Genomic DNA, 21,321 nt, shown 5'->3' on the forward strand with positions numbered 1-21,321 from the left:
TAAGGTTAATGCGATGGACCTCGTGACACGATTGTAAGTGAGCGCGTTTTTTTGCGGAATGATCGGCATAGATCTGCAGAAATTTCCATTTCTGCATAGTGTTATCGCCAGGATTAGATAAAAGAAATTTATAAGCGATACGGAGACACGCGCCACGACCATGGCACCACCGGCGTCAATGCGGCAACGCCTTCCGTCAGGCAATTGCGAGCGATCTGGAATTCCCATAGCCTGACAAAAAATCGCATTCGCGAGCGATTTCTCTCCCCTTCATGCAGTACCACTCCCCAATGACATGCACCCGCGCCGAGTCCGGCAACGCGCGTTCTGAATGTCGGTATTCACAGAGGACATCGATGAGGTACTTGAGAGTCTTGATGATAGGGATTGCCACGGCACATCTGCTGGCGTGCTCCGATGGCAATTCGGCACGTCCGGCCGAGGTGTCGGCGGCGAGCGCACCCGCGTACAAGCCACGACCGGTTGTGAATCCGGGCGGTGTACGGGGACGCAACTACACCCCGCACTACATCGTGGGGTTTGGCATCACGGGCGAGAACGGCATGAGGGGTGGCGGTCCGAACATCTGGCGCGCTGAAGGGGAGGGGCCTGCCGGTGGTGGCGCTGAGACCTGCTGCATCGGCATTCCCGAAGTGTGGAGGCCGGGCATGAAAGTCACGATCCGCTGGGGCGCGGAGAAGGTGGCTGATGGCAAGACGCCGGCGGTCCACTACGTGGCGGAAGCGCGCATTCCGGAGTATGCGAGGGAGACGGCAGGCATGTGGGCGATCTTTCTGCCTGATAACCGGGTGAAGGTGATAGTGCGCGATGGCAACCCCAATGGGAAACATAACGTCTGGTTGCGCCCTTCGGACGACGATCCGTATGTGGCACAGGGTGTGATTGACGAGGAGGCGAATCGTGAGCTACTGCGAAGCCGCTATCACGATGCTGAGGTAGAGGCTAGGGAGCGCCGCCGCCGAGCAAACGCGGCGGAAGCGCAAGCGAAGGATGCGACAGGAGAGGACCTGATCAGACTTCGGCGAGAAGCTGCGGAAGACCGTCGCATGGCGGACGTTGCAGAGGCGAAGGCGGTCGAGAAGGAAATGCTCCATCGACAGGTGGTGGAACGTGAGGCAGTTGAACGATGCAAGCGCGATGCATCAGCGTCGCTGGCAGATTGCACAGACAGGAGAACGAAGTGATGAGCATCCTACGCTGGCCAGAGAAGATGCCGGAGACGGAAGAGGGCCGCTTGCCGGAAAGCCAGGAGGCTTATCAAACGGGGGCGGGCAAGGTCATGGATCCGCGAGGCAGTTGTGAGCGGACATTGCATGTCAGTCTGTTTTTCGACGGCACCAATAACAACGATGACGAGAACAATCGGTGGCGGGATTCCAAAAAACAGTCGCACACCAATGTTGCGCGGCTGTTCGGCGCTGCAATCGAACACCCGGATCAGGACAAGTTCAAGTTCTACATTGTCGGTGTCGGTACACCATTCCCGGAACTCGGTGAAGAGACCTATAGCAGCTTCGGCAAGGCGTTCGCTAGCGGTTTCGCTAAGCGATGCACCTGGGGCTATACGCGAATACTGACAGCTATCTACGACGCCATCATGCTCCCCGCCAAGGTGGAGCTTATGGACGACCCCACCGCCAAGAAAATCTGCGAAGCACTCGACTACGGAAGACACTCGCCAGAATTGAAGGCCAAGGAGAACGTCCTCGCCGTCTCGCAACAAAACCGCAAGGACGATGGTCAGCGCAACCGGGTCATCAAGCACGTCTGGATCAACGTGTTCGGGTTCTCTCGTGGTGCTGCCGCTGCGCGTGTCTTCCTGAACAAGCTGATCAAGGAGTGGGCGCCGGATGGGAAGATCGCTGGCAGCATTGCCTATGGTGTCAACTTTGTTGGATTGTTCGACACTGTTGCATCGGTTGGGCCGCCGGATTCGATCAATGGTGTGCTCCAGGCAGACATGTTCGATGGCCACTTTGCATGGGCCAGCAAGGGCAATCTGAACATCCCGGATACGGTGCAGCGCTGCGTGCATTTCTTCTCCATCCACGAACAGCGCATGAGTTTCCCGCTGGATACTGTGCGCATGGGCGCGGGCTATCCACAGGGCGCGGCAAGGTTGCTTGAAGTGGCCTACCCAGGGGTGCACTCCGACGTAGGAGGCGGGTATGTGCAGAGTGAGCAAGGCAAATCGCGAGAAGGTGACCACGACAAACTCAGCAGGATTCCCTTGCATGACATGTATATCGAGGCGCTGAAAGCGGGTGTTCCGCTTCTGCGTCACGACGGGATCAAGGCAACTGAAAGACTGGCCCGTGATTTCAGAATATCTCCACAGGTGTCCCAAGCCTTCAACGCCTGGCTCGACAAAGTCATACCCATCCAGCGCGTCGAAGACGCGATGGAGTTCGGTATGCGCCAGAACCTGTTGTGGCGCACACTGCGCGCCCGAGTTGGGACGCCACACTACATCACCAATCAGCCCTTCTATCAGGCGGCACCCGAGGAAGCGCTGACGCCCAATCAGGTCCATCAGCACCATGCGGAGGTCAAAAAGCGGGACAGTGTCCTTGACGGTCTTCAAGGCGAATTGAGCCAGTTGGAGTCGAAGCGCACCGAGGCTGCGCGCGAGTTGAACCGGATGCGGACCTCGGCCAATTCCGGCTTGTCGAAGGTCGCGGAGCTTCACGCCCTAAACGAGGAGATCAAAGCCAGGCAGGCCGACATCAAGCGTCGCGAAGAAGAACTCTATGCGGAGGTTGCGGGAAAACCCAGCGACGCGGCCCGCCCTGGCGAAGAGGCCGGGGATATCGTCGTCAATGACAGGACGGATTTGCGGGAAGGCGCTGAGGACTTCCGTCTCTTGCTGGCATGGCTGCATCCGGATCAGCGCGACGCTTGGCAAGCCACCATCACGCTGAAGGTACGGACCGTTTCGCTGGGTGGCATCGTGGATAGACCCGACAAGGCGATCGGCAGTTTTTTAAAGAATTTAGGTCTGCGCACAGTCGTCGTTCGCGAGGGACGGCCACGCTCCGACTCGAGGATGGTGGTGATGCTGCCTTCGGACATACGCATGATGGGTGCCGCCAGCCTGCCTTACTCCAATGATGACGATGCGGTGCTGGAGCCTGCTCCAGAGATAGTGAACTACCTGCGCCGGTGGACCTCGGCCGCCGCGGTGGATCGCTTTGCGATACAGGAAAAGGGCGTCGTCAAGCTGTTCGATGACTACATTCATGACAGCCGAGCGTGGTTCCGCGTGCCGCATTTCCATGAGTACGCGCCCGGCGGCTACGGCTGGGTGCGCACGTTCTTTATCGGCAGTGATACCCGCGTGCGCCATTTGGGCATCACGAAACAGGGTGTGATCGCCTCAGTGAACGATGCCGTCGATGTTGTGATCGATGCCGTGGCAGACGCGGCCGTCTATGGTGCTGATGCCATTCTGGACGCACTCGACAAGAGTGCTCGACTCCGAGTTCAGAAGCCGCGCTTGTAGCAGGCACTGGGCCACATCACGCTGACGCATATTCATAAAATATGAATACAGCGTCCGACATATATTTTACGTAGCCCCAACGCGGTGCTACCGTCTCGCTCCAGCAAACCGGCAAAAGTACCGGCTGCACTGGAGGAGACGAGATGACAACCCGAATTCATGGACGGCGGCAGCCATGGCTGCTGGCCGCGATGTGTGCCGCCACGCTCGCGCTGACGGCTTGCGGCGGTGGCGACGATACGCCCGCTGCATCGAATGGTGGCGGAAGCAATACGGGTGCAGGGCAGGGCGACACCGGCACTGGCTCGCCCACCCCGGACAAGCCTGCACTGAGCGCACTCGATGCGTGCAATGCGCTGAACGGCGTCAGTATCGCGGCGTCGAGCCTTGCGCTGGCCACGGGCGGCGCCACGGTCACGGGTGCGACGCTGATTGCGGCGAACGCCAGCGGCAATACGCTGGGCGAGTACTGCCAGGTGCGCGGCGCGATTGCGCCGGTGGACCCGGCATCGCCGAACATCAATTTCGCGGTCAACTTGCCGACGCAGTGGAATGGCAAGGGCATCCAGTTCGGCGGCGGCGGATTCGACGGCACGCTGATCGACGGCACCGAGACTGTGCGCTTTGCCTTGCCCGATGATCCCGCGCCGCTGGCACGTGGCTATGCAACCTGGGGCGACGATTCCGGCCACCAGAGCACGAGCATCACCGATGGCCGCTTTGCCACCAACGACGAGGCCCTGACCAACTACGGCGGCGACACGCTCAAGAAGACCCATGACGTGGCCATCGCGCTGATTACGCAGCGCTACGGCAAGGCGCTCACCAAGGCATATTTCCTGGGGACCTCAACGGGCGGGCGCGATGCATTGAGCTATATCCAGCGCTGGCCGGCGGACTACGATGGGGTGATCGCCAACGAGCCTGCACTCAACTACACCGGTACACGGCTGTCCAACGTGGCACTGGGTCGCGCGCTCTATCTGAACGGTGGCACGGGTTGGCTCAATATCAACAAGACCTTGCTCGTGCAGAAGGCCGCCATGGACGCCTGCGACACGCTCGATGGTGTGGCCGATCGCGTGGTGAGCAACGTGGAAGGCTGTCGCGTAGGTGCGCTGCAGGTACTGCAAAGCCTGCGCTGCGCGGGTGGCACTGATACCGGCGATACCTGTCTCTCCGATGCGCAGATCGCCACCGTCAAGACCATCGAGCAGCCGCTGCAGTTGAACTATCCGCTGGCCAATGGCGTGACGGTGGCGGGCGGCTACAACATTCTGGAAGGGGCGCTGGTGGCGGGACCGTTCACGTCGCGAGACCTCGGCACGCGTCCCGTGCCGGGCAATCCCGCAACCACTGCCGATGCGAACATGTACCTCACTGGCGACCAGTGGGTGAAGTACTTCGTCACGCGCAATGCCACGTTCGATGCGCTGACATTCGATCCAGCCAGCCCCGGTAGCTGGACCTCGCGGGTGCAGACCGTGTCGGCACTGACCGACGCGACCAATCCCGATCTCTCCGCGTTTCTCGGTAAAGGTGGACGCCTGATCCTGCTGCATGGCCTGGCCGATGAAGTGATCAGTCCCAATTCGACGATTGCCTGGTACAAGGCCGTGATCGGTCGCGTGGGACAGACGGCGGTCGATCAAGGTATCCGCTTCTATACGGTGCCGGGCATGGGCCATGGCACGGGCAGCTTCCTGCCGGCGTGGAACTCGCTGACTGCGCTGGAGAACTGGGTCGAACTGGGCGCTGCACCGGGCACGCGCACAGTGATGGATACGAATGCAGGCACCTATGGACGTACGCGTCCGCTGTGCCTGTATCCATCGTGGCCGAAGTACAAGGGCACGGGCAGTGCCGATGCAGCGGTCAACTACACGTGCGAAGGCGCGTCCGGCATCGTGCAGTCATGCCTGAACATGCCTTCGACGCCCACGACGTGGAAGGGCGGCAATACCGATGGCGAGGAACTGTCGGTGCGCATCGATCCGGTGACGCTGCAATACACGGTGACCATCGACGCCAGCCTGCAGCGCGCGGCAAACACGGCGATTACGGGGCAGCTCGTGTCACAGGGTGGCTGTACCTACGGCAGCGACGAAAACGGCGCGCAGTTCACGCTGGGCGGCGGCGGATTGCTGTCGGCGGGTGTGCGGGCCGCATCGGGCGCCACGTTCCGTCCGTTGATCGCATTCCAGAACGTATCCGCCGACTACACGGCGGTGGCGGATATCTACAACGTCAACGGCATCCAGACCGCGGTTGCCAATGGTGCGGTGTCCACGGTCAACGCTTCGGCTCGGCTGCGCTCCTCGGCGGCCACGTGGCAAACGTGCGCAGCCAACGCGACCGGCGGATACATCGTCTACGACGCCAACTGCACGAACACGACGAAGGGCTACATCGTGTGGAATGCCACGCGGCAGGCGTTCGACTACTTTGTGGGCGGCACCATCGCGGCAGCTAACGGCGTGTTGAGCGGGTCGCTGATCAGCGGCATCGTCAATGGTACGCCGGTGCCTCTGATCCTCACGCGCTCGACCACGGCCTACGGCATGAACGTGTATGCGAAGCAGGCGGCGTCGGGATTGCTGGCCGGAGCGGCCGATGGTGCGTATCGCGTACAGGCCACCGATGGGGCGCAGGTCGCGGCGGATCTGTCGGGAACAACCATCGTGCGCAACGGTGTGTCGGGCACGCTGACCTACAACACGCCGGTGCCGGGCGTGATCGGGGCCACAGGTGGCGTGGTTGCGTCATATCTGTATGGCAGCGGCTTGCTGACAGGCACGTCCACCGGAAAACTGGAGTTTGGTGTGCTGCATTGAGTGATGCATGGCAAAGGAAGGGCAGGGCGCATATGGCTCCCTGCCCTTCATTTTTTTCGAAGCATCAAAGCTCTGGCGGTTCTGCTTTCTTGCGATGACGTGTGGCGATGCGATGGGTCAGTGCCACAAGCGCGGCCAGTGCCGCGTTGTCATGATGCTCGCGATAGCCCAGCGTCAGCGGCGCGCGCAAGCGATCGGCTTCGACCATGCGGCAGTACGCCACGCCATGGCGATTCAGTCCTGCCATCGACGCGGGCACGACGCTGACCCCCGCGCCAGCCGCCACGAGATTCAGGTTCGTCAGCATGCGACTCACTTCCGCGCCGATGCGTGGCGTAAAGCCCAGCGCTTCGCATTCCCGCAGCAGATCGCCATACATGCCGGGTGCGCCAGGACGGCGAACCAGGATGAACGGGTCTGCCGCCAGTTCGCTGAGCGATACCGGGTCTGCAGCACCCTCGCCACGCAGCGCACGTCGGCGCAGCAACGGATGATCGAGCGGCAGCGCAATCACCATCTCTTCCTCGAGCAACAGATCGAAGCGCACGCCTTCCGGATGCGATACCGGCGCACGCAGCAATGCGGCGTCCAGCGAACCATCGGCCAGTCGCTCGATGGCTTCGGCGGCATTGCATTCGGTCAGCGTCAGCGCGACGCGCGGAAACTGACGGCGGCACGCGCGCAGGACTTCCGGCGTGAGCTTGTGCGCGGCAGCGGAACTCGTAAAGCCGATCGACAGCGACCCTTCGTCGCCACGCGCCATGCGCTGCATGCGGGCGCGCATCTGCTCGATCCGCGCGAAGAGATCGGTTGCATCGGCATGTAGCGCGGTGCCGGCTGGGGTCAATGCTACGCCGCGCGGCTGACGATCGAACAGGGTCACGCCCAGTTCGATCTCCAGCGCTTTCAGTTGCTGCGATAGCGGCGGTTGCTGAATGCCAAGCTGTTCGGCGGCGCGCGTGACCGAACCCGTCTCGGCCACGGCGAGGAAATAGCGCAGGTGTCTCAACTCCATCGCGGTATATCCGTGAAATATGGAAATCGTGTCATGCATATATTTTACGAACGGACGCCACGCGCCTATATTGGCGTTTTGCCGGATGGCGGGCGCCGCCATCACGCGCAGGATGCGTGAACAGAACATCAAGGAGACGCCATGCCATCCCACGTCCGCCTCGCTGCGGTAGCCATCGCCATCAGTACCATCGCTGCGTTGTCCGGTTGCGCTACGTCGCCGTCGCCAACTGTCGATGGTCCCGCGATGGCCAGCAAGGCTTCCAAACCGTCATGGCAGCGCGTACACCTGGGGGCGGGCGCGGGTTATGACTTCCCGGTTTACGCCAATCATCGGCTCGACGGCGACCTGAGCCGAATTCGCGAGGTCATACTGGTGCAGCACGGGCTGCAGCGCAATGGCGACGACTACTACGCCGCCGGTGCGGAACTGCTGAAAACCAGCGGCCGCAACGCCGACGAGGTGCTGCTGATCGCGCCGAATTTTCCGGGCACGCCCGATACCGCGAAGCACTTCGACAACATGCCGGTCTGGACCGTGCAGGGGTGGATCGGCGGGGAAGATGCGGTGTCGGGTCCGGGCAAGGGCACCAGTTCGCTGCAGGTGCTCGACGATCTGCTGGCCTTTGTGACCGACCGCAAGCGCGTGCCGCTGGTGAAAAAGGTGACGGTGGCCGGCCACTCGGGCGGCGCGCAGATCGTGCATCGCTATGCGGTGCTCAATAACGTGGATGAAAAAGTGCGCGGCACGGGTATCGACCTGCACTACGTGGTGGCCAATCCATCGTCCTACCTCTACTTCACGCCAGACCGGCCCGTTGCGCCGGACTACAAACGCTTTGCGCCCTACAGCACGGCGGTCTGTGCCGACTATGACAAGTACCGCTACGGCATGGGCGACATGGTGGCGTACGCAAAGGGTGCCGATGGCATGACGCTGTATCGGCGCTACATGCAGCGGCAGGTGACGTACATGGCGGGCAGCGAGGACAATGACCCGAACCATCGCGTGCTCGACAAGGCGTGCGGCGCCGAGGCCGAAGGACCAACCCGACTGCAGCGCGCACGCGCCTACTGGCGCTACGAGAAGTTCCTGGCAGGCGCGGCACCGATTACCGCGCACAAGACATTCGAAGTGGTGGGCGTGGGGCACGACCAGGCGCGCATGTTCGGTTCGCAATGCGGTGCGCAGGCGGTGTTCGACACGAATCCGTCCGCAAATTCGGCTGGAGCCACCTGCCGACCACCGCAGCCGTAGCAGGGCGCAAGACATAGGGCAGGTGGGTTTGTCCGCACGGCGGGCGCGGGCGGCTGGTGCTACGATGCGGCCAGCCTTTCGATTCGCGTCCCCGCCTCATGTCCGTGCTTTCCCGCAGGCGCGTGACCGCAGCGCTGCTGTCGCTGCCGTTTGCACGCCCCTGGCATCCGAGTCTTGCCGCTGATGTCATGCATCTGCTTGTCGGCTATGCCGCAGGCGGCGGGGCCGACCACATCGCGCGCATCGTCGCGGACGGGCTCACTGGCGATGGTGCACCAACGATCGTCGACAACCGGCCCGGTGCCGCCGGACAGATCGCCATGCAGGAAGCCGCCCGCGCCGACGCCACGCGTGAAACGCTGCTGCTCGGCACGGTAGGCTCGGTGAGCATCGCGCCATTGCTGCCCGGTGCATCCGATGCGATGGTCGCATCGCTGCATCCGCTGGCCATCGTCGCCAGCACACCCCACGTATTGCTGATGGCCGGCGACGGCACCCGTTCGCGCGCGGAAGACCGTCGCGCAGCCCTCGCTTTCCAACTCGACGAAGCCCGCCGCCGCCCCGGCGAAATCGCCTATGCATCGTTGGGCGTGCATTCCAGCGCGCACCTCGTGGCCGAACAGATGTGTCGCGAGGCCGGCGTCACGATGTCGCACGTTCCGTATCCCGGCAGCGCCCGCGCATTGATCGACCTGCAAGGCGGGCACGTGGCGCTGCTGTTCAGTACGTTGCAAGCATCGCTCCCCCTGATGCGTCAGGGTCGCGTCCGCGCACTCGCCGTCACCGGCCGCACGCGCAGCCCGCTGGCACCCTCTGTCCCCACCTTCGCCGAGTCCGGCATGCAAAGCATGTGGCAGGACGCGTGGTACGGCGTACTTGCCGCACCCACGGTATCGTCCGCGCGCCGCGCCACGCTTGAACTCCGACTCGCCCGCTTGCTGAAAACATCGTCGCTGCGCCAACGCCTGTCACAGGATGGCGCTGAACCGCTTGGCCTCACTGGCGCGGGAGCTGTGACCTACCTGACGCAACAGCGCGAGGTCTGGCGGAAGACGATTGCTGCGGTGTCAGGACGATTGGTTTGAGGGCGTGAACGCCTCCTCGCTTTCTTGAAAATCCTCCCACAGTAGGGGGCATGACCCCCATCGGCAGGGTGTCGGTGCCCTTGTCTGGATAGTCGTTGAATCCTCCCGAAACGAATTAACGGCTTTCGCGCGCAGAACTTTAGTCGTCAGCCAAAACCTGTGACTGCTTGTCTTCCTCGGTAATACAAAGCCTTTCGGACTGAAATCGAGATATCGGCATAGGCTGGAAGTCCTTTTCCGATCTCTCTTCAGAAGCCGTCTTCTCCCTCGGCGCTCTCCCGTTGCGCAACATCAACAAGATTGCCAATACGCCCGCAAGTCGGGTTTTACAGAGTGTCGGACTTTGCTAATGTCGCGCTCCAACAGGGATAGCCAGGGTCAGTCCACGCGACGCGACGGCCACCGGCATTCAAAAAGACAAGAACGAACGGAGCAGTACTTTGTTGGGATACCGGGTAATCGGAGGCCGCCTTGCACGCCAGGCGGTCCGTCCCCGCGTGCGCGGTGCAGTCGCGGGACTGACACTGATCGCGCTAGCGGTGCAGAGCCACGCGGCGGGTGTGGTGATCGATGGCAGTACGGCTACCACCGTCAACGTGGGCGCAAGCGGACGCACGACGGTGGGCGTGGCGGGTGCCGTTGGCGGTGTGTCCACGAATAGCTTCCGCGAGTTCAACGTGCCGCGCGCGGGTGTCGACCTCGACAACTCGGCTGCCAGGGCACGCACGATCCTCAATCAGGTCACCGGTACCAACCCCTCGCTGCTGGAAGGCCCGCTCAGTGTGCTCGGACCTCGTGCAAACGTGGTGATCGCCAATCCGAACGGCATCAGCGTGAATGGCATGGTCGTGCAGAACGTAGGCAACCTTGCGTTGACGACAGGGCAGGTCACCTTCAACGATTTCACTGTCAACGGACAGTTGCAGCGCAACCTGGTGCTGAACACAAGCCAGGGCGCAATCGACATCGGACCCGGCGGGTTGTCGGGAACGCTGCTGAACCTCGAACTGATCTCCAAGCAACTGCGCGTGGACGGAACGATCGAGAACCTCTACGGCGACCCTAACTCGCGCGTGCGCGCCGTGGTGGGGGACAGCCATGCGGAGATAGACGCCAGCGTGTCGCCTGGCGACAACCTGACACCGTGGATCTCCTACACAGCAGGCACCGCATCGTCCAACAAGATTGCGCTCGATATCACGGCTGCAGGCAGCCTGTTCGGCGGACGTGTGGAACTGATCGTGACTGACCAAGGGGCGGGCGTGCGGAATGCCGGCTCGGCCTTTGCCACAGCGGGGGATTTCGTGATTTCCGGCAGTGGCGATCTGGAACTCGCTTCAGGCAAGGTCGGCGCCTACCGCGACGTCCTCGTCGGCAGCGGGGGCCTGCGTGGGAGCGGGTCCATCTCGGCAGGGCGTCACGTACAGGTTTCGTCCGATCGCATCCACCTCGCAGACAGCGCGATTGAAGCGGGAACGACGACGACTGGCGATCTGGTCATCGGCAAGACCGGGCAGGCGCACAGCCAGACGTTGTCACTCACCGATACGACGCTGGACGCCAGTGGCGGGCTGGGTGTGTTCGACGCAGGCGCAGGAGTGTCTCTCGCAGGTGTGCGCATGGGCGCGAACGGCAATGTCGTGCTGGAGGGGATGGGCGGATTCAGCGTGACGGGTGGCCGGGAACGCTCGTCGCTGGTCTCGCACCAGGGTGCCATGTCGATCAAGGCCACGGGATTGCTTGCTAGTGCGACCGATATCGATGGCGTCGGCGGCGTATCCATCAAGGCAGGCAATGCCACGTTGCAGGATGCCACGCTGACGTCTTCCGGTGGCGCGGTGGACGTTGATGTGGCAGGCGCATGGCACCAGCAAGACGCCGACGTGATGGCAGCCTCCAATGTCGTGCTCCACGCCGGATCGATGGATCTGATATCGGGCACGCGTCAATCCACCATCGTGGCGAGGAATGGCGGCGTCCTGCTGGGTGTCGATGGTGACTTAAACAATGCCGGTGCCTTGCTGCAAGGCCAGCGCCGCTTCGAAGGCGCGGATTCAGAAGGGGCGGTGACGGTTCGCGCGGGTGGCTCCATCTGGAATGAATCCACTCCGCAGTACCTCGGCATTCTCTTTGGCGCCGCCGATGACGTGGTGGTGCGAGCGGATGGCGATATTGTCAACCGGCATGCGCGCATGCTGTCCAATGCGCGGCTCGATGTGGCGGCAGCTGGCGACCTCATCAACGAGATCACCAAGCAGCCCGGTGCCAACGGTGAACAGGCGCTGATCGATTCCACATCCGGGCGACGCTGGATGGTCTTGTCCAAACGTAGCAGTACGTTCGATATCGATTACGGCACCGCCGATCGCCAGGGACAGGTCGCTTATCTGCTGTCGGATACCGGCACCTCGCTCCGAGGCCGGAACGTCATCAACACTGGCGGCGAGATCTACGCCAACAACGGCCCGATCTCGATAAAGGCTGCGGATACGTTCCGCACGGAAGGTGTGACCACGGGCCAGGCGCATTACTCGCGCACCTGCATGATCGTATGCCGGACTTCAGCGTCATCCAATACCACCGTGACGGGCGGCCTGCTATCCGCTGGCGGCAATATCGACATCACCGCCGGCCGATCTGCCGAGAACATCGGTGGTCGGGTACTGGCGATGGGCGACCTGACTGTGAACGCGCCGTCGAGCTATGCGTCAGGCGTCACCGGATACATGGCGATTGCTCGCAATCGCGGCTTCAAGGTGTTCTTCGGCGATACCTGGGCACGGCTGTACGCGATGGACGTTGGCGGAAGCTGGATGGCGACAGGCCGCACGCGCATCAGCGGCGATGGGATTGTGAACGGCGGCAGCTTTGATGGCGATGTCGTCATCGCTGGCACCACCACGACAAGCCGGCCACGGAAGCAAGAGCCGGTTTCGGTGGAAAACCACCTCGGGATGACAACGTGGCTGTGGCGATGACGCAATTGCCAGTACCAGTACATAGGCACCTGCGCGCTGCGGCTGCATGCTGGCTGATGGCCGTCGCAGGTTCCGCCATGGCCCAGGTGCCTCCGTTGGGTCCTGTGCCACCGGAAGACCCGGCTCAGCGCTTGTTGCGCGAGCAGCGGCAGCGTGACCTGCAGCGCGAAGCCACGCAACCACCACCGCAGATCGAGAATCGTGTCTCGACGTCGCCAGATGTGCGCGTCGAGGATATCGAGGAAACCGCTGCCACATTCGAGATTCATCGCATCGACGTCGAAGGTAATACCGTGCTGTCCGACGCGGAGGTCGAAGCGATTACCGCCCGGTTCGTCGGCCACAGGCTGGGTGCCAATCGCATCAACCTGCTGCTGCGCCGATTTACCGAAGCCTTCGTGGCCCACGGATACATCACCACGCGGGCCTACCTTGGCGAGCAGAATCTGGCGAGTGGCGTGTTGCGTGTGACGGTGGTGCCGGGTCGCGTGGAGTCACTCCAGTTCAATGGCAAGACGCTGCGTCCGGGATCGCTGCCGCTGTTCGATACGTCCGCAGGCGGATGGGTCACCGACGCCGGCACCGTATGGCAATTCCCGGCACCGGGCGACACCTTGCGCCTGGCCGATCTGGAGCAGGGCGTCGATCAGTTGAACCGGCTGCGCCGGAACCGCGCCGAGATGCAGATCCTGCCGGGGCAGACACCGGGTGGTTCGGTGGTGGCATTGGCCAACCAGCCAGGCGACCGCTTCCGCTTCAATGCCGGCGTAGACAACTACGGCAGCCGCGTGACAGGTATCTCGCGCACGCGGCTGGGCATCGATGCCGACAACGCCTTGGGACTGCAGGAATCGCTCGGCGTGAGCTATGTGGGCACGGCCGATACCAATGCGGCAGTCGCCTCCGCCGCTGTGCCATTTGGCTACAACACGTTCAGCTACACGGCATCGCTGTCGGAGTACCAGAACACGATTGGCGATAGCGCGCTGCTCTATGGCCGCACGGTCGGGCACACGTTCGGCTGGAACCGGGTCATCACGCGCGACCAGCGCGGCCGGCAGGCGCTGGACCTCACGCTCACATGGCGCAAGAGCGAGCGCGAGATCAACAATCTGCTGCTCGACCCGCAACGGCTGACGGTGCTGCGCGCGGCATGGAACGGCTTGTGGCGCTTTGCGGCGAATGGTCAGCAGGGCTATGTCACGGCAGAAGCCGGGTACTCGCGCGGCTTGCCATCGTTCCACGCCACGTCCGATCCATCGGATATCCGGCACGACGAAGCACATGCGCAGTTCAACAAACTTGACGCCAACTCGACCACGCAATTGCCGCTGCCGACGATTGCGGAGCGCGTGCAACTCGCATGGCGCGCCCAGTTGGTGGGGCAGTGGACCAACGTGGCGTTGTTCGGCTCGGAACAGATCTATGCGGGTGGCATGAGCACGGTGCGTGGCTTTCGCGAAGGTGTGATCGCCGGTGATCGCGGTGCCTATCTGCGTAACGAGTTCGCGTGGGTCAATGCGCCTGTCATTGCCGGTATCCGCATGGAACCGTACGTATTCCTCGATGGCGGCGAAACGCAGTACGTGGCCACCCGCCAATGGCAAGCCGTGGCCGGCGCCGGCGCGGGTATCCGCCTGTCGGCCCAATGGGCGCGACAAACCTTCACAAGCGAACTGCTGGTGGGCGCGCCGCTGGCGCAGCCCGCCAACCTTGGGCCGAAGCGCGGCATCGTGCTGGCCACCCTGAACTGGATTTATTAGGAGCAAGACACCATGCAAGCCAAATTCCATCGTGCCGTCCTGGGTGCTGTCATGGCGCTGGGTCTTCAATGCGCGTACGCCGCCACGGTCAATGGCGTGGCGATTCCCGACAGCGCCATCGTCGACGCCGTGCGCGCGGCGGGCCTTCCCGACTCCGCGCCTGCACGCGAGGCCATGAAGCAGCAACTGATCGCGCGCGAGCTGTTCCGTCAGGAAGCTGCAAAAGACAAGACACTGGATCAGCGGCCAGATGTCCAGGCCTTGCTGCGCGAGGCGCGTAACCAGATTCTCACCCAGGCCTGGCTCAAGGACCACATCAAGCCCGCACCGGTGACCGATGCAGAAGTGCGTGCGCGGTATGACGCCATCGTCGCCACGCTCGGTGACAAGGAGTACAAGGCGCGCGTGATCGAGGTGGCCGACGATGCCACGGCCAGTGCCGCACTGGCGCGCATCAAGGCCGGCGAAGACTTCGCGAAGATCGCGCAGGACATCAGCCTCGCACCGTCGAAGACCGCGGGTGGCGCGATGGAATGGCTCAGCTTCAAGGTGCCGGTGCAGGAGGGCAAGACACAGAACCTGCCACTGCCGATTGCGCAGGCGATGGCGTCTCTGCCGCCGGGTGCTGTCACACCCGCACCCGTGGTGTTGGGCGAGCGTCGTTACCTCATCAAGATCGATGCCGTGCGTCCCACGCAGATTCCGTCATTCGACACCGCCGCGCCAGGTATTCGCCAGGCGCTTCAGGCACAGGCACTGGAGCGCGCCACGCTGACCCTGGTGACCGGCCTGCTGACCAAGGCAAAGATCACCCAGTAGTCAGCGTCTTTGCTCGTCAAGTCATCGCTGTTCTTTTGAAGCCCTGACGGCTGCCTGTTCGCCGTCGGGTGCCATCCGACTGAAGCCTCCTGTCTAGCCATACCATGCAACGCGACCGCTCGGCCACGCTGTACCCTGCCTATTCGTCTTCCGCCCCTGCCACTACGGAGGGTCCGGAGGATATGTCGCTAGCCGACCGTGGCCGTCGCAGCATTGCAGCACGTGCTGTTGCGGCGTGCATTGCCACGACGATGTGGTTGGGGCCGATGTCGATCACGCTGCAGCAGTCGAAGCAGGCGGCCGGCGTGCTAGGCGCGGGAGCTACGCCCGTGGATGGTCTTGCCACTCACGTTGGGGCGGTTCGGCAGGGTCTGCTGGGTTGGGCGATGTCACGGCTGCCAGTGGTACTGAGCTTCGGGCCGACCGAAGCATTGGCCGCACCCATCGCAGACCCCACTGCGCCAATCCGCTTTACCCCGACGATCTCGACGACGGCCGGCCCCGGCGCGCCCGCTGGTGGCGTGCCCGTGGTAGGCATCACCACGCCGAATGCTCAGGGCGTATCGCTGAATCAGTATCGTTCGTTCGTCGTCGATCCGATCGGGCTGATCCTCAACAACAGCACCAGCGGTGGTGGCGCGTTCCTGGGCGGACAGGTTGCAGCGAATGCCAATCTGGCGGCGTCCGGCCCCGCGCGACTGATCGTCAATCAGGTGACCAGCAGTGCGCCGGCGCAGATCAATGGCATGGTCGAGGTCTTTGGCACCCAGGCCGGTGTGGTCATCGCCGCGCCGGGTGGGGTCTATACCAACGGTGCGGGATTCACCAATACTTCGCAGGTCACGCTGACCACGGGCACACCGCAGTGGTTGTCGGCGTCCGGCGCTGCCACGAGCTTCGATGCGGCGGCAACGGCAGGATTCCTTGTGGAAGGTGGCCGCATCCAGATCGGCAATCCCACGCCGGGGTCGGCGAGCACCGGGATCGAGGGCTCGGTTGGCAACATCAACCTGATAGCCGAATCGATTGGCGTAGATGCGGCGCTCAACGCGGGGCGGCAGATCAATCTGGTGGCAGGACGGCAACTGGTGAAGCCGGATGGCGATGGTTTCACGACCGTGCCCACGGGTGCCAACAATGCCACGACCACCACTACCGCTGCGAACGGACTGGCGATAGACGCCACAGCGTTCGGTGCGATGAATGCAGGGCAAATCCGCATCGTCAGTACTGCGGCGGGTGTCGGCGTACGGTCCGATGGCAACCTCGCCGCATCGTCCGGCAACCTGACTATCGATTCGTCCGGCAACCTCAAGATCGGCAGCAGCTATGCCAAGCAGGCGGTGAACCTGAATGCTGCCGGTACGCTGGAAGCATCGGGCAATGGCAGCGGCGAAGCGGGCTTCACGGTCAACGCTTCGGGCGATGTGACGCTGGGTGGCACGCTGGAGTCGGGTAGCACGCTGGCCGTGTTGTCGTCCGCAGGCGCAATCAAGGGCGCGGGAGGTGTCAAGGCGCAGCAGGCCGTGGCATTGGATGCAGCAACCAATGTCGACATTGGCGGTGCGGTCAGCGGGGCGACGATTGTCGTCAAGGCTGCGGGCCAGGACGGGCAGGGCGATATCCGCCTGGGTGGCGACGTCACGTCGCCGGGAACCATCGCGTTGCAGGCAGCGCGAGACACGGTCATCGACGGCAGCGCTGTTTCGGCTGGAGACTTGAATCTTGCCTCGCAGCGCAACCTGACCATCCATGGTGCTGCAGGTAGCACCACCGGGAATGTATCGCTGACGGGTGTCGATGGCAGCGTCACGACCACGGGCAACGTGGTATCGCCCGGTACGCTGAACGTGAACGCAGGGACAGATGTCAGCCTGGGCGGCCAGGTCATCTCCACCGGGAAGCTCGACGTCACCGCGCAGACTGGGAGCATTACCACCAGCGGACAGATCGGCAGCAATGCCAGCATCGCGCTCCAGGCGGCGCAGGACGTGACGGTGGGCGGCCAGGCACAGAGCGCGGGCGATACCACGATCACTGCCACGCGGGGCCATGTCGCCGTCAACGGCGCGCTGACCAGCGACGGTAACACCACGATCACGGCAGGTGGCAATGCCGCGGTGTCAGGCAGTCTATCGAGTGGTGGCAATGCCAGTGTGTCGGCGGCAACGGGGTCTGCCACGATCAGTGGATCGCTGACGAGTATCGGCAATGCCAGCGTCTCCGCTGCGCAGGACGCGACGTTGTCCGGCAGCACCATGGTCGGCGGCAACCTCGGCGTGTCGGCGGGACGCACGCTGCAGGTCGGTGACCTGACGTGGATCGGCAAGGATGCCACGCTGCGCGGCGGCGACGTGACGATCGGTGCGCCAGCAGGCAAGCAGAACGCGGTGAACGGCACGCTTGATGCGGCTGCCACGCGCAGCCTGTCACTGACTGGCGATACCACCGCAACCAACGTCGCGCTGAATGGCGCGACGATCAGCAACACCGGTGGTACGGTCGCCGTTCAGCAACTGCAGGTCTCGGGTGGATCGGTCACAAATACCGGCACGCTGGCAGGCAATGCCGCCACGCTCAATGTTGCGAACCTGACGAACCGTGGCGTGCTGGGCGGCCAGAACGTCAGCGTGACCGTTGCCAACGCTTTCGATAACGCGGCAGGGCTGCTCTCCGGCGCGCAGACACTGACGGTGTCGACGGGGGCGCTGGTGAACAACCAGGGCGGCACGCTGTTCGCCGGTGACTTGAGCGGCCAGAATCCGCTGAGCGGCAACCTCTCGTTCGCCGTGCAGGGTGGCAACGGCAGCTTCAACAATGTCGGCGGGCAGATGCTGGCCGGCAACAACCTGACGCTGAACGCCCTCAATCAGGTGTTCGATCCGTCAGCGTCCACGACGGGCAAGATCGACGCAAACGGCACGCTGACACTGGGCGCACTGGCGATCAACAACACCGGCACCTGGACGGTTCCCGGTGGCAGTGTCGTGCTGAACGCGAGCCAGGGCATCAGCAACAGCGGCACGATCCAGAAGGCGGGCAATCTGTCGCTGGCCACGGGTGGTGCACTGACCAACACCGGGCAGATTATCGGCGGCAGTAACGTATCGCTGTCGTCAGGCAACCTGACCAACACCGGCACGCTGCATGCCAACGGCGATCTGGCGCTGGATGGCAACGTCACCAACCGTGGCGTGGCCGAAGCGCTCGGCAACGTAATAGTCACTGGCAGCAACTACGACAACACCGGCGCCAAGACGCAGGCCAATGGCAACGTGAAGATCGATATCGGCGGCACCGTGACCAACACGGGCGGCGTGATCGGTGCGAACGGTGACATGCATATCGCGGCGGGCGCGGTGATCAACGATCGCACCGGGCCGGTGGATGCGGGGAGCACGACGGGGAAGATCACGGATGATGCGCTGGTCAACTCCGCGGTGATCGGCAACTACGCGGAGTGGGTGTTCAGCGAATCCAATGGACCGCGAGCTGGCGCGACGCACAACCTCACGATTGGCGAGATTCGTCGCACTGCTGACGGCACGGCACTGGCGCCCGAGATCGGCTATCAGCCCTACTCGGCGGGCGGAGAAAACGGCGTCACATACCTGCCGATGTACCAGCTCGTCGACATCACGAGCCGTGACCCCGTCAATGGCACAGGCCCTGCCATTGCCTTGCCGACGGTGGATCGCACCGTGGTCAAGCAAGCCGATGGCACCGCCGGGCAGATCGTTGCAGGTGGAAACCTCGATATCGCCGCAGCGAACCTTTCCAACAAGGGCGGTTCCATCTTCGCTGCACGCAACGTCACACTCGATGTTGGCGCGCTCGACAACAGTCGCTCGGCAACGCTGGTGGACAGCGTCACCGATACCGTGAACCAGGCTGAATTCAATGCACTGCTGGCGAACCTGAAGCAACTCGGCCAGACGGTACCCGGGACGCAATCCAAGGGCGCGGACAACCAACTGTTGTTTGGCACCAATCCGCCTCCCTGTTCGGGAGATAGTTGCGGTGCGCCACCGCTGACCGGCATGCCGGTGACGGTCGGTCTGGATGTCAACAACGCGGCCGTCACGGCTCCCACGAAGTCATCGACGACCTACCAGCTTGGCAAGGCAGGCCAGATCACTTCGGGTGGCAATCTCGCACTGACCGGAACAGGCGATCTCACCAATGCCGGCGATATCGCCGCAGCAGGCAACATCAAGATCACGACGCCGGGCACGTTCACGAACAAGGGCATCAACGAAGTCAACGTGACCACCGTGCAGGGCTGCGTTCCCGGAGGCGATTGCCCGGACGACAGTTTCCCGACGGTGCAATCGGTAGCGTGGAAGCAGACCCCGAGCACTATCGCCGCAGGGAACACCTTGACGGTGAATGCCGGCAACGTGCAGAACCTCAGCGCGACGCTGGCTGCGCAGGGCAAGGTGGATATCACGACGGGCGGCACGGTCACCAATCAGGCTGGCGCCATTCAATCGATCTCTGGCGATGTCTCGATTACGGCGGCTTCGCTGGTCAATACATCGCTGGACCCGGTTAAGCTGCACAAGAGCTATGGTGGCCAGAACCCGTCCTATGCTGGTGGATGCAATCCGGGCGGCACCTATGGCAACAGCCAGTGCGCAGCCACGGAAGACGCCGCGACCGGCCCGGCTGCCGTCATCTCCGCCGCACGCGACGTCACCATCCAGACAGGTTCGCTCAACAACCACGGCGCACTGATCAGCGGTGGCCGCGATGTCAACGTGCAGGCCAGTGGCGGCGTGGACAATACCGCCATCGCACTGAACGCAGACTGGATCGGCCGTTGGCAGGAAGACCGCAGCGGCGGTGATCGCTGGCACGACACCGGTGGTCGCTCGACCATCGGCAATATCGCATCGGGCATCCAGGCAGGCAGCACACTGACCGTGAACTCGGGCGGGCAGATCGTCAATACCGGCAACCTGCTAGGTGCGGCGGTCGATCTGACGGGTGCATCGATGGTCAACGGCATCACAAGCCCGGACCAGCCGACACCCGCCAACACCGCGCCGCGCCAGGTGATTCCGCTTGGGCCCACGCCGGTGCCATCGGGCTCGCTCCCGGCCACGACACCGGCCGTCGATCCTACCGACCCGTGGCAGTTCACGCCGGTGATCGTTGCTACGCCGAGCGCACCGACCACCGGCACGCCGCCGACGGTCGACTGGCACTTCAACGCCAAACCGGATGGCACGCCGATCACGACCCCGACGGGATCGAACGACCGAGCCCAATACGTCAATCCGAACCCGGCGACAGGCGTCCTCGCAGGCATCACGCCCGACAGCCTGCTGGGCCAACTCCCGCCGGAACTACGCCCGGGCAATGTGTCGTTCTACTACGACCCGTACACCGAATCGCAGAAACTGCAGCAGGCCGCGCTGGCCCAGACGGGCCAGGAGAGCTTTATCAGCGGACTGTCCTGGGATAGCCAGAACAACCTGTCGGTCACCGATCAGGAAAAACTGGCGCTCTACAAGAACGCGGCCGACTACGCAAAGGATCACAACATCGCGCTCGGCACGGCGCTGAGCGACGACCAGGTCAAGGCGCTCGACGCGCCGATGCTCTGGTACGTGGAGCAAGCCGTCCCCGATCCGCGCTGCACGGTATCGAGCACGATCTGTGCGCCGGTCAACGCGCTGGTCCCGCAGGTCTACCTACCAGAAGGCTACGCACAAGCGCTCTCCGTGCCCACGGGCGGCACGATCAGCGGCGAAAACATCAAGCTGACCATCGACGGTCAGCTACGCAACACCGGGCAAGTGATCGCCAGCGACACGCTGACGGTCAAGGCCGGGAGCCTCGACCTGAGCCCCAACGTGGTGTCGATCGGCACCAACGCATACAAGGCGCAAGGTGGCTGGAACGTCGTCACCGGCACGGTGGTGCAACCCGGCGGCTTCCTGTCGGCGATGCACATGGACATCGAAGCCGACAGCATCCGCGCGATCAACGATGCGTTCCGCATCACGCGCGAAGACGGCTCGGTAGACACCGAAGCCAGC

General features: G+C 63.2%; 10 protein-coding genes. 9 read left to right on the forward strand and 1 reads right to left on the reverse strand.

Annotated elements, in window-relative coordinates:
• Window positions 1-377: 377 nt before the first annotated feature.
• The 3 genes from ABDB81_RS23730 to ABDB81_RS23740 all read left to right on the forward strand — a co-directional run bounded on the left by ABDB81_RS23730 (window position 378) and on the right by ABDB81_RS23740 (window position 6,357).
• Complete coding sequence (locus ABDB81_RS23730; RefSeq protein WP_346813774.1) at window positions 378-1,205, forward strand: DUF3304 domain-containing protein; 828 nt, start codon at window positions 378-380, stop codon at window positions 1,203-1,205.
• Window positions 1,205-3,523, forward strand: coding sequence for a DUF2235 domain-containing protein (locus tag ABDB81_RS23735; protein WP_346813763.1), 2,319 nt, complete (start codon window positions 1,205-1,207; stop codon window positions 3,521-3,523). The genes ABDB81_RS23730 and ABDB81_RS23735 overlap by 1 nt, the downstream gene beginning before the upstream one ends.
• Before the next feature lie 143 nt (window positions 3,524-3,666).
• Window positions 3,667-6,357 carry a tannase/feruloyl esterase family alpha/beta hydrolase gene (locus tag ABDB81_RS23740; protein WP_346813764.1) on the forward strand — a complete coding sequence of 897 codons (2,691 nt, stop codon included), beginning with the start codon at window positions 3,667-3,669 and terminating at the stop codon, window positions 6,355-6,357.
• A gap of 64 nt (window positions 6,358-6,421) precedes the next feature.
• Here the strand turns inward: ABDB81_RS23740 and ABDB81_RS23745 are convergent, their stop codons facing one another.
• Window positions 6,422-7,372, reverse strand: coding sequence for a LysR family transcriptional regulator (locus ABDB81_RS23745; protein WP_346813765.1), 951 nt, complete (start codon window positions 7,370-7,372; stop codon window positions 6,422-6,424).
• A gap of 141 nt (window positions 7,373-7,513) precedes the next feature.
• Here ABDB81_RS23745 and ABDB81_RS23750 point away from each other — a divergent pair, with 141 nt between their 5' ends.
• From ABDB81_RS23750 to ABDB81_RS23775, 6 genes are all read left to right on the forward strand, one after another.
• Window positions 7,514-8,629, forward strand: coding sequence for a hypothetical protein (locus tag ABDB81_RS23750; protein ID WP_346813766.1), 1,116 nt, complete (start codon window positions 7,514-7,516; stop codon window positions 8,627-8,629).
• Window positions 8,630-8,727: 98 nt separating this feature from the next.
• Window positions 8,728-9,714 (forward strand): tripartite tricarboxylate transporter substrate binding protein, encoded by a 987-nt coding sequence (locus tag ABDB81_RS23755; RefSeq protein ID WP_346813767.1) that lies wholly within the window; start codon window positions 8,728-8,730, stop codon window positions 9,712-9,714.
• Window positions 9,715-10,211: 497 nt separating this feature from the next.
• Window positions 10,212-12,692, forward strand: coding sequence for a filamentous hemagglutinin N-terminal domain-containing protein (locus tag ABDB81_RS23760; protein ID WP_346813768.1), 2,481 nt, complete (start codon window positions 10,212-10,214; stop codon window positions 12,690-12,692).
• A 77-nt stretch (window positions 12,693-12,769) separates the two neighbouring features.
• Window positions 12,770-14,455 (forward strand): ShlB/FhaC/HecB family hemolysin secretion/activation protein, encoded by a 1,686-nt coding sequence (locus tag ABDB81_RS23765; RefSeq protein ID WP_346813769.1) that lies wholly within the window; start codon window positions 12,770-12,772, stop codon window positions 14,453-14,455.
• Window positions 14,456-14,467: 12 nt separating this feature from the next.
• On the forward strand, window positions 14,468-15,274 hold the full coding sequence (locus tag ABDB81_RS23770; RefSeq protein WP_346813770.1) for a peptidylprolyl isomerase: 807 nt from the start codon (window positions 14,468-14,470) through the stop codon (window positions 15,272-15,274).
• A gap of 104 nt (window positions 15,275-15,378) precedes the next feature.
• On the forward strand, window positions 15,379-21,321 hold a 5,943-nt coding region (locus ABDB81_RS23775), incomplete at its 3' end, for a filamentous hemagglutinin N-terminal domain-containing protein (protein ID WP_346813771.1).

The sequence above is a fragment of the Cupriavidus sp. DL-D2 genome (assembly GCF_039710735.1).
Taxonomy (GTDB): Bacteria; Pseudomonadota; Gammaproteobacteria; order Burkholderiales; family Burkholderiaceae; genus Cupriavidus.

Coding starts and splice junctions, on each gene's coding strand:
- ABDB81_RS23735 (WP_346813763.1), top strand. CDS start 1,205: ATGAGCATCCTACGCTGGCCAGAGAAGATGCCGGAGACGGAAGAGGGC.
- ABDB81_RS23745 (WP_346813765.1), bottom strand. CDS start 7,372: ATGGAGTTGAGACACCTGCGCTATTTCCTCGCCGTGGCCGAGACGGGT.
- ABDB81_RS23765 (WP_346813769.1), top strand. CDS start 12,770: ATGGCCCAGGTGCCTCCGTTGGGTCCTGTGCCACCGGAAGACCCGGCT.
- ABDB81_RS23730 (WP_346813774.1), top strand. CDS start 378: ATGATAGGGATTGCCACGGCACATCTGCTGGCGTGCTCCGATGGCAAT.
- ABDB81_RS23755 (WP_346813767.1), top strand. CDS start 8,728: ATGTCCGTGCTTTCCCGCAGGCGCGTGACCGCAGCGCTGCTGTCGCTG.
- ABDB81_RS23740 (WP_346813764.1), top strand. CDS start 3,667: ATGACAACCCGAATTCATGGACGGCGGCAGCCATGGCTGCTGGCCGCG.
- ABDB81_RS23770 (WP_346813770.1), top strand. CDS start 14,468: ATGCAAGCCAAATTCCATCGTGCCGTCCTGGGTGCTGTCATGGCGCTG.
- ABDB81_RS23750 (WP_346813766.1), top strand. CDS start 7,514: ATGCCATCCCACGTCCGCCTCGCTGCGGTAGCCATCGCCATCAGTACC.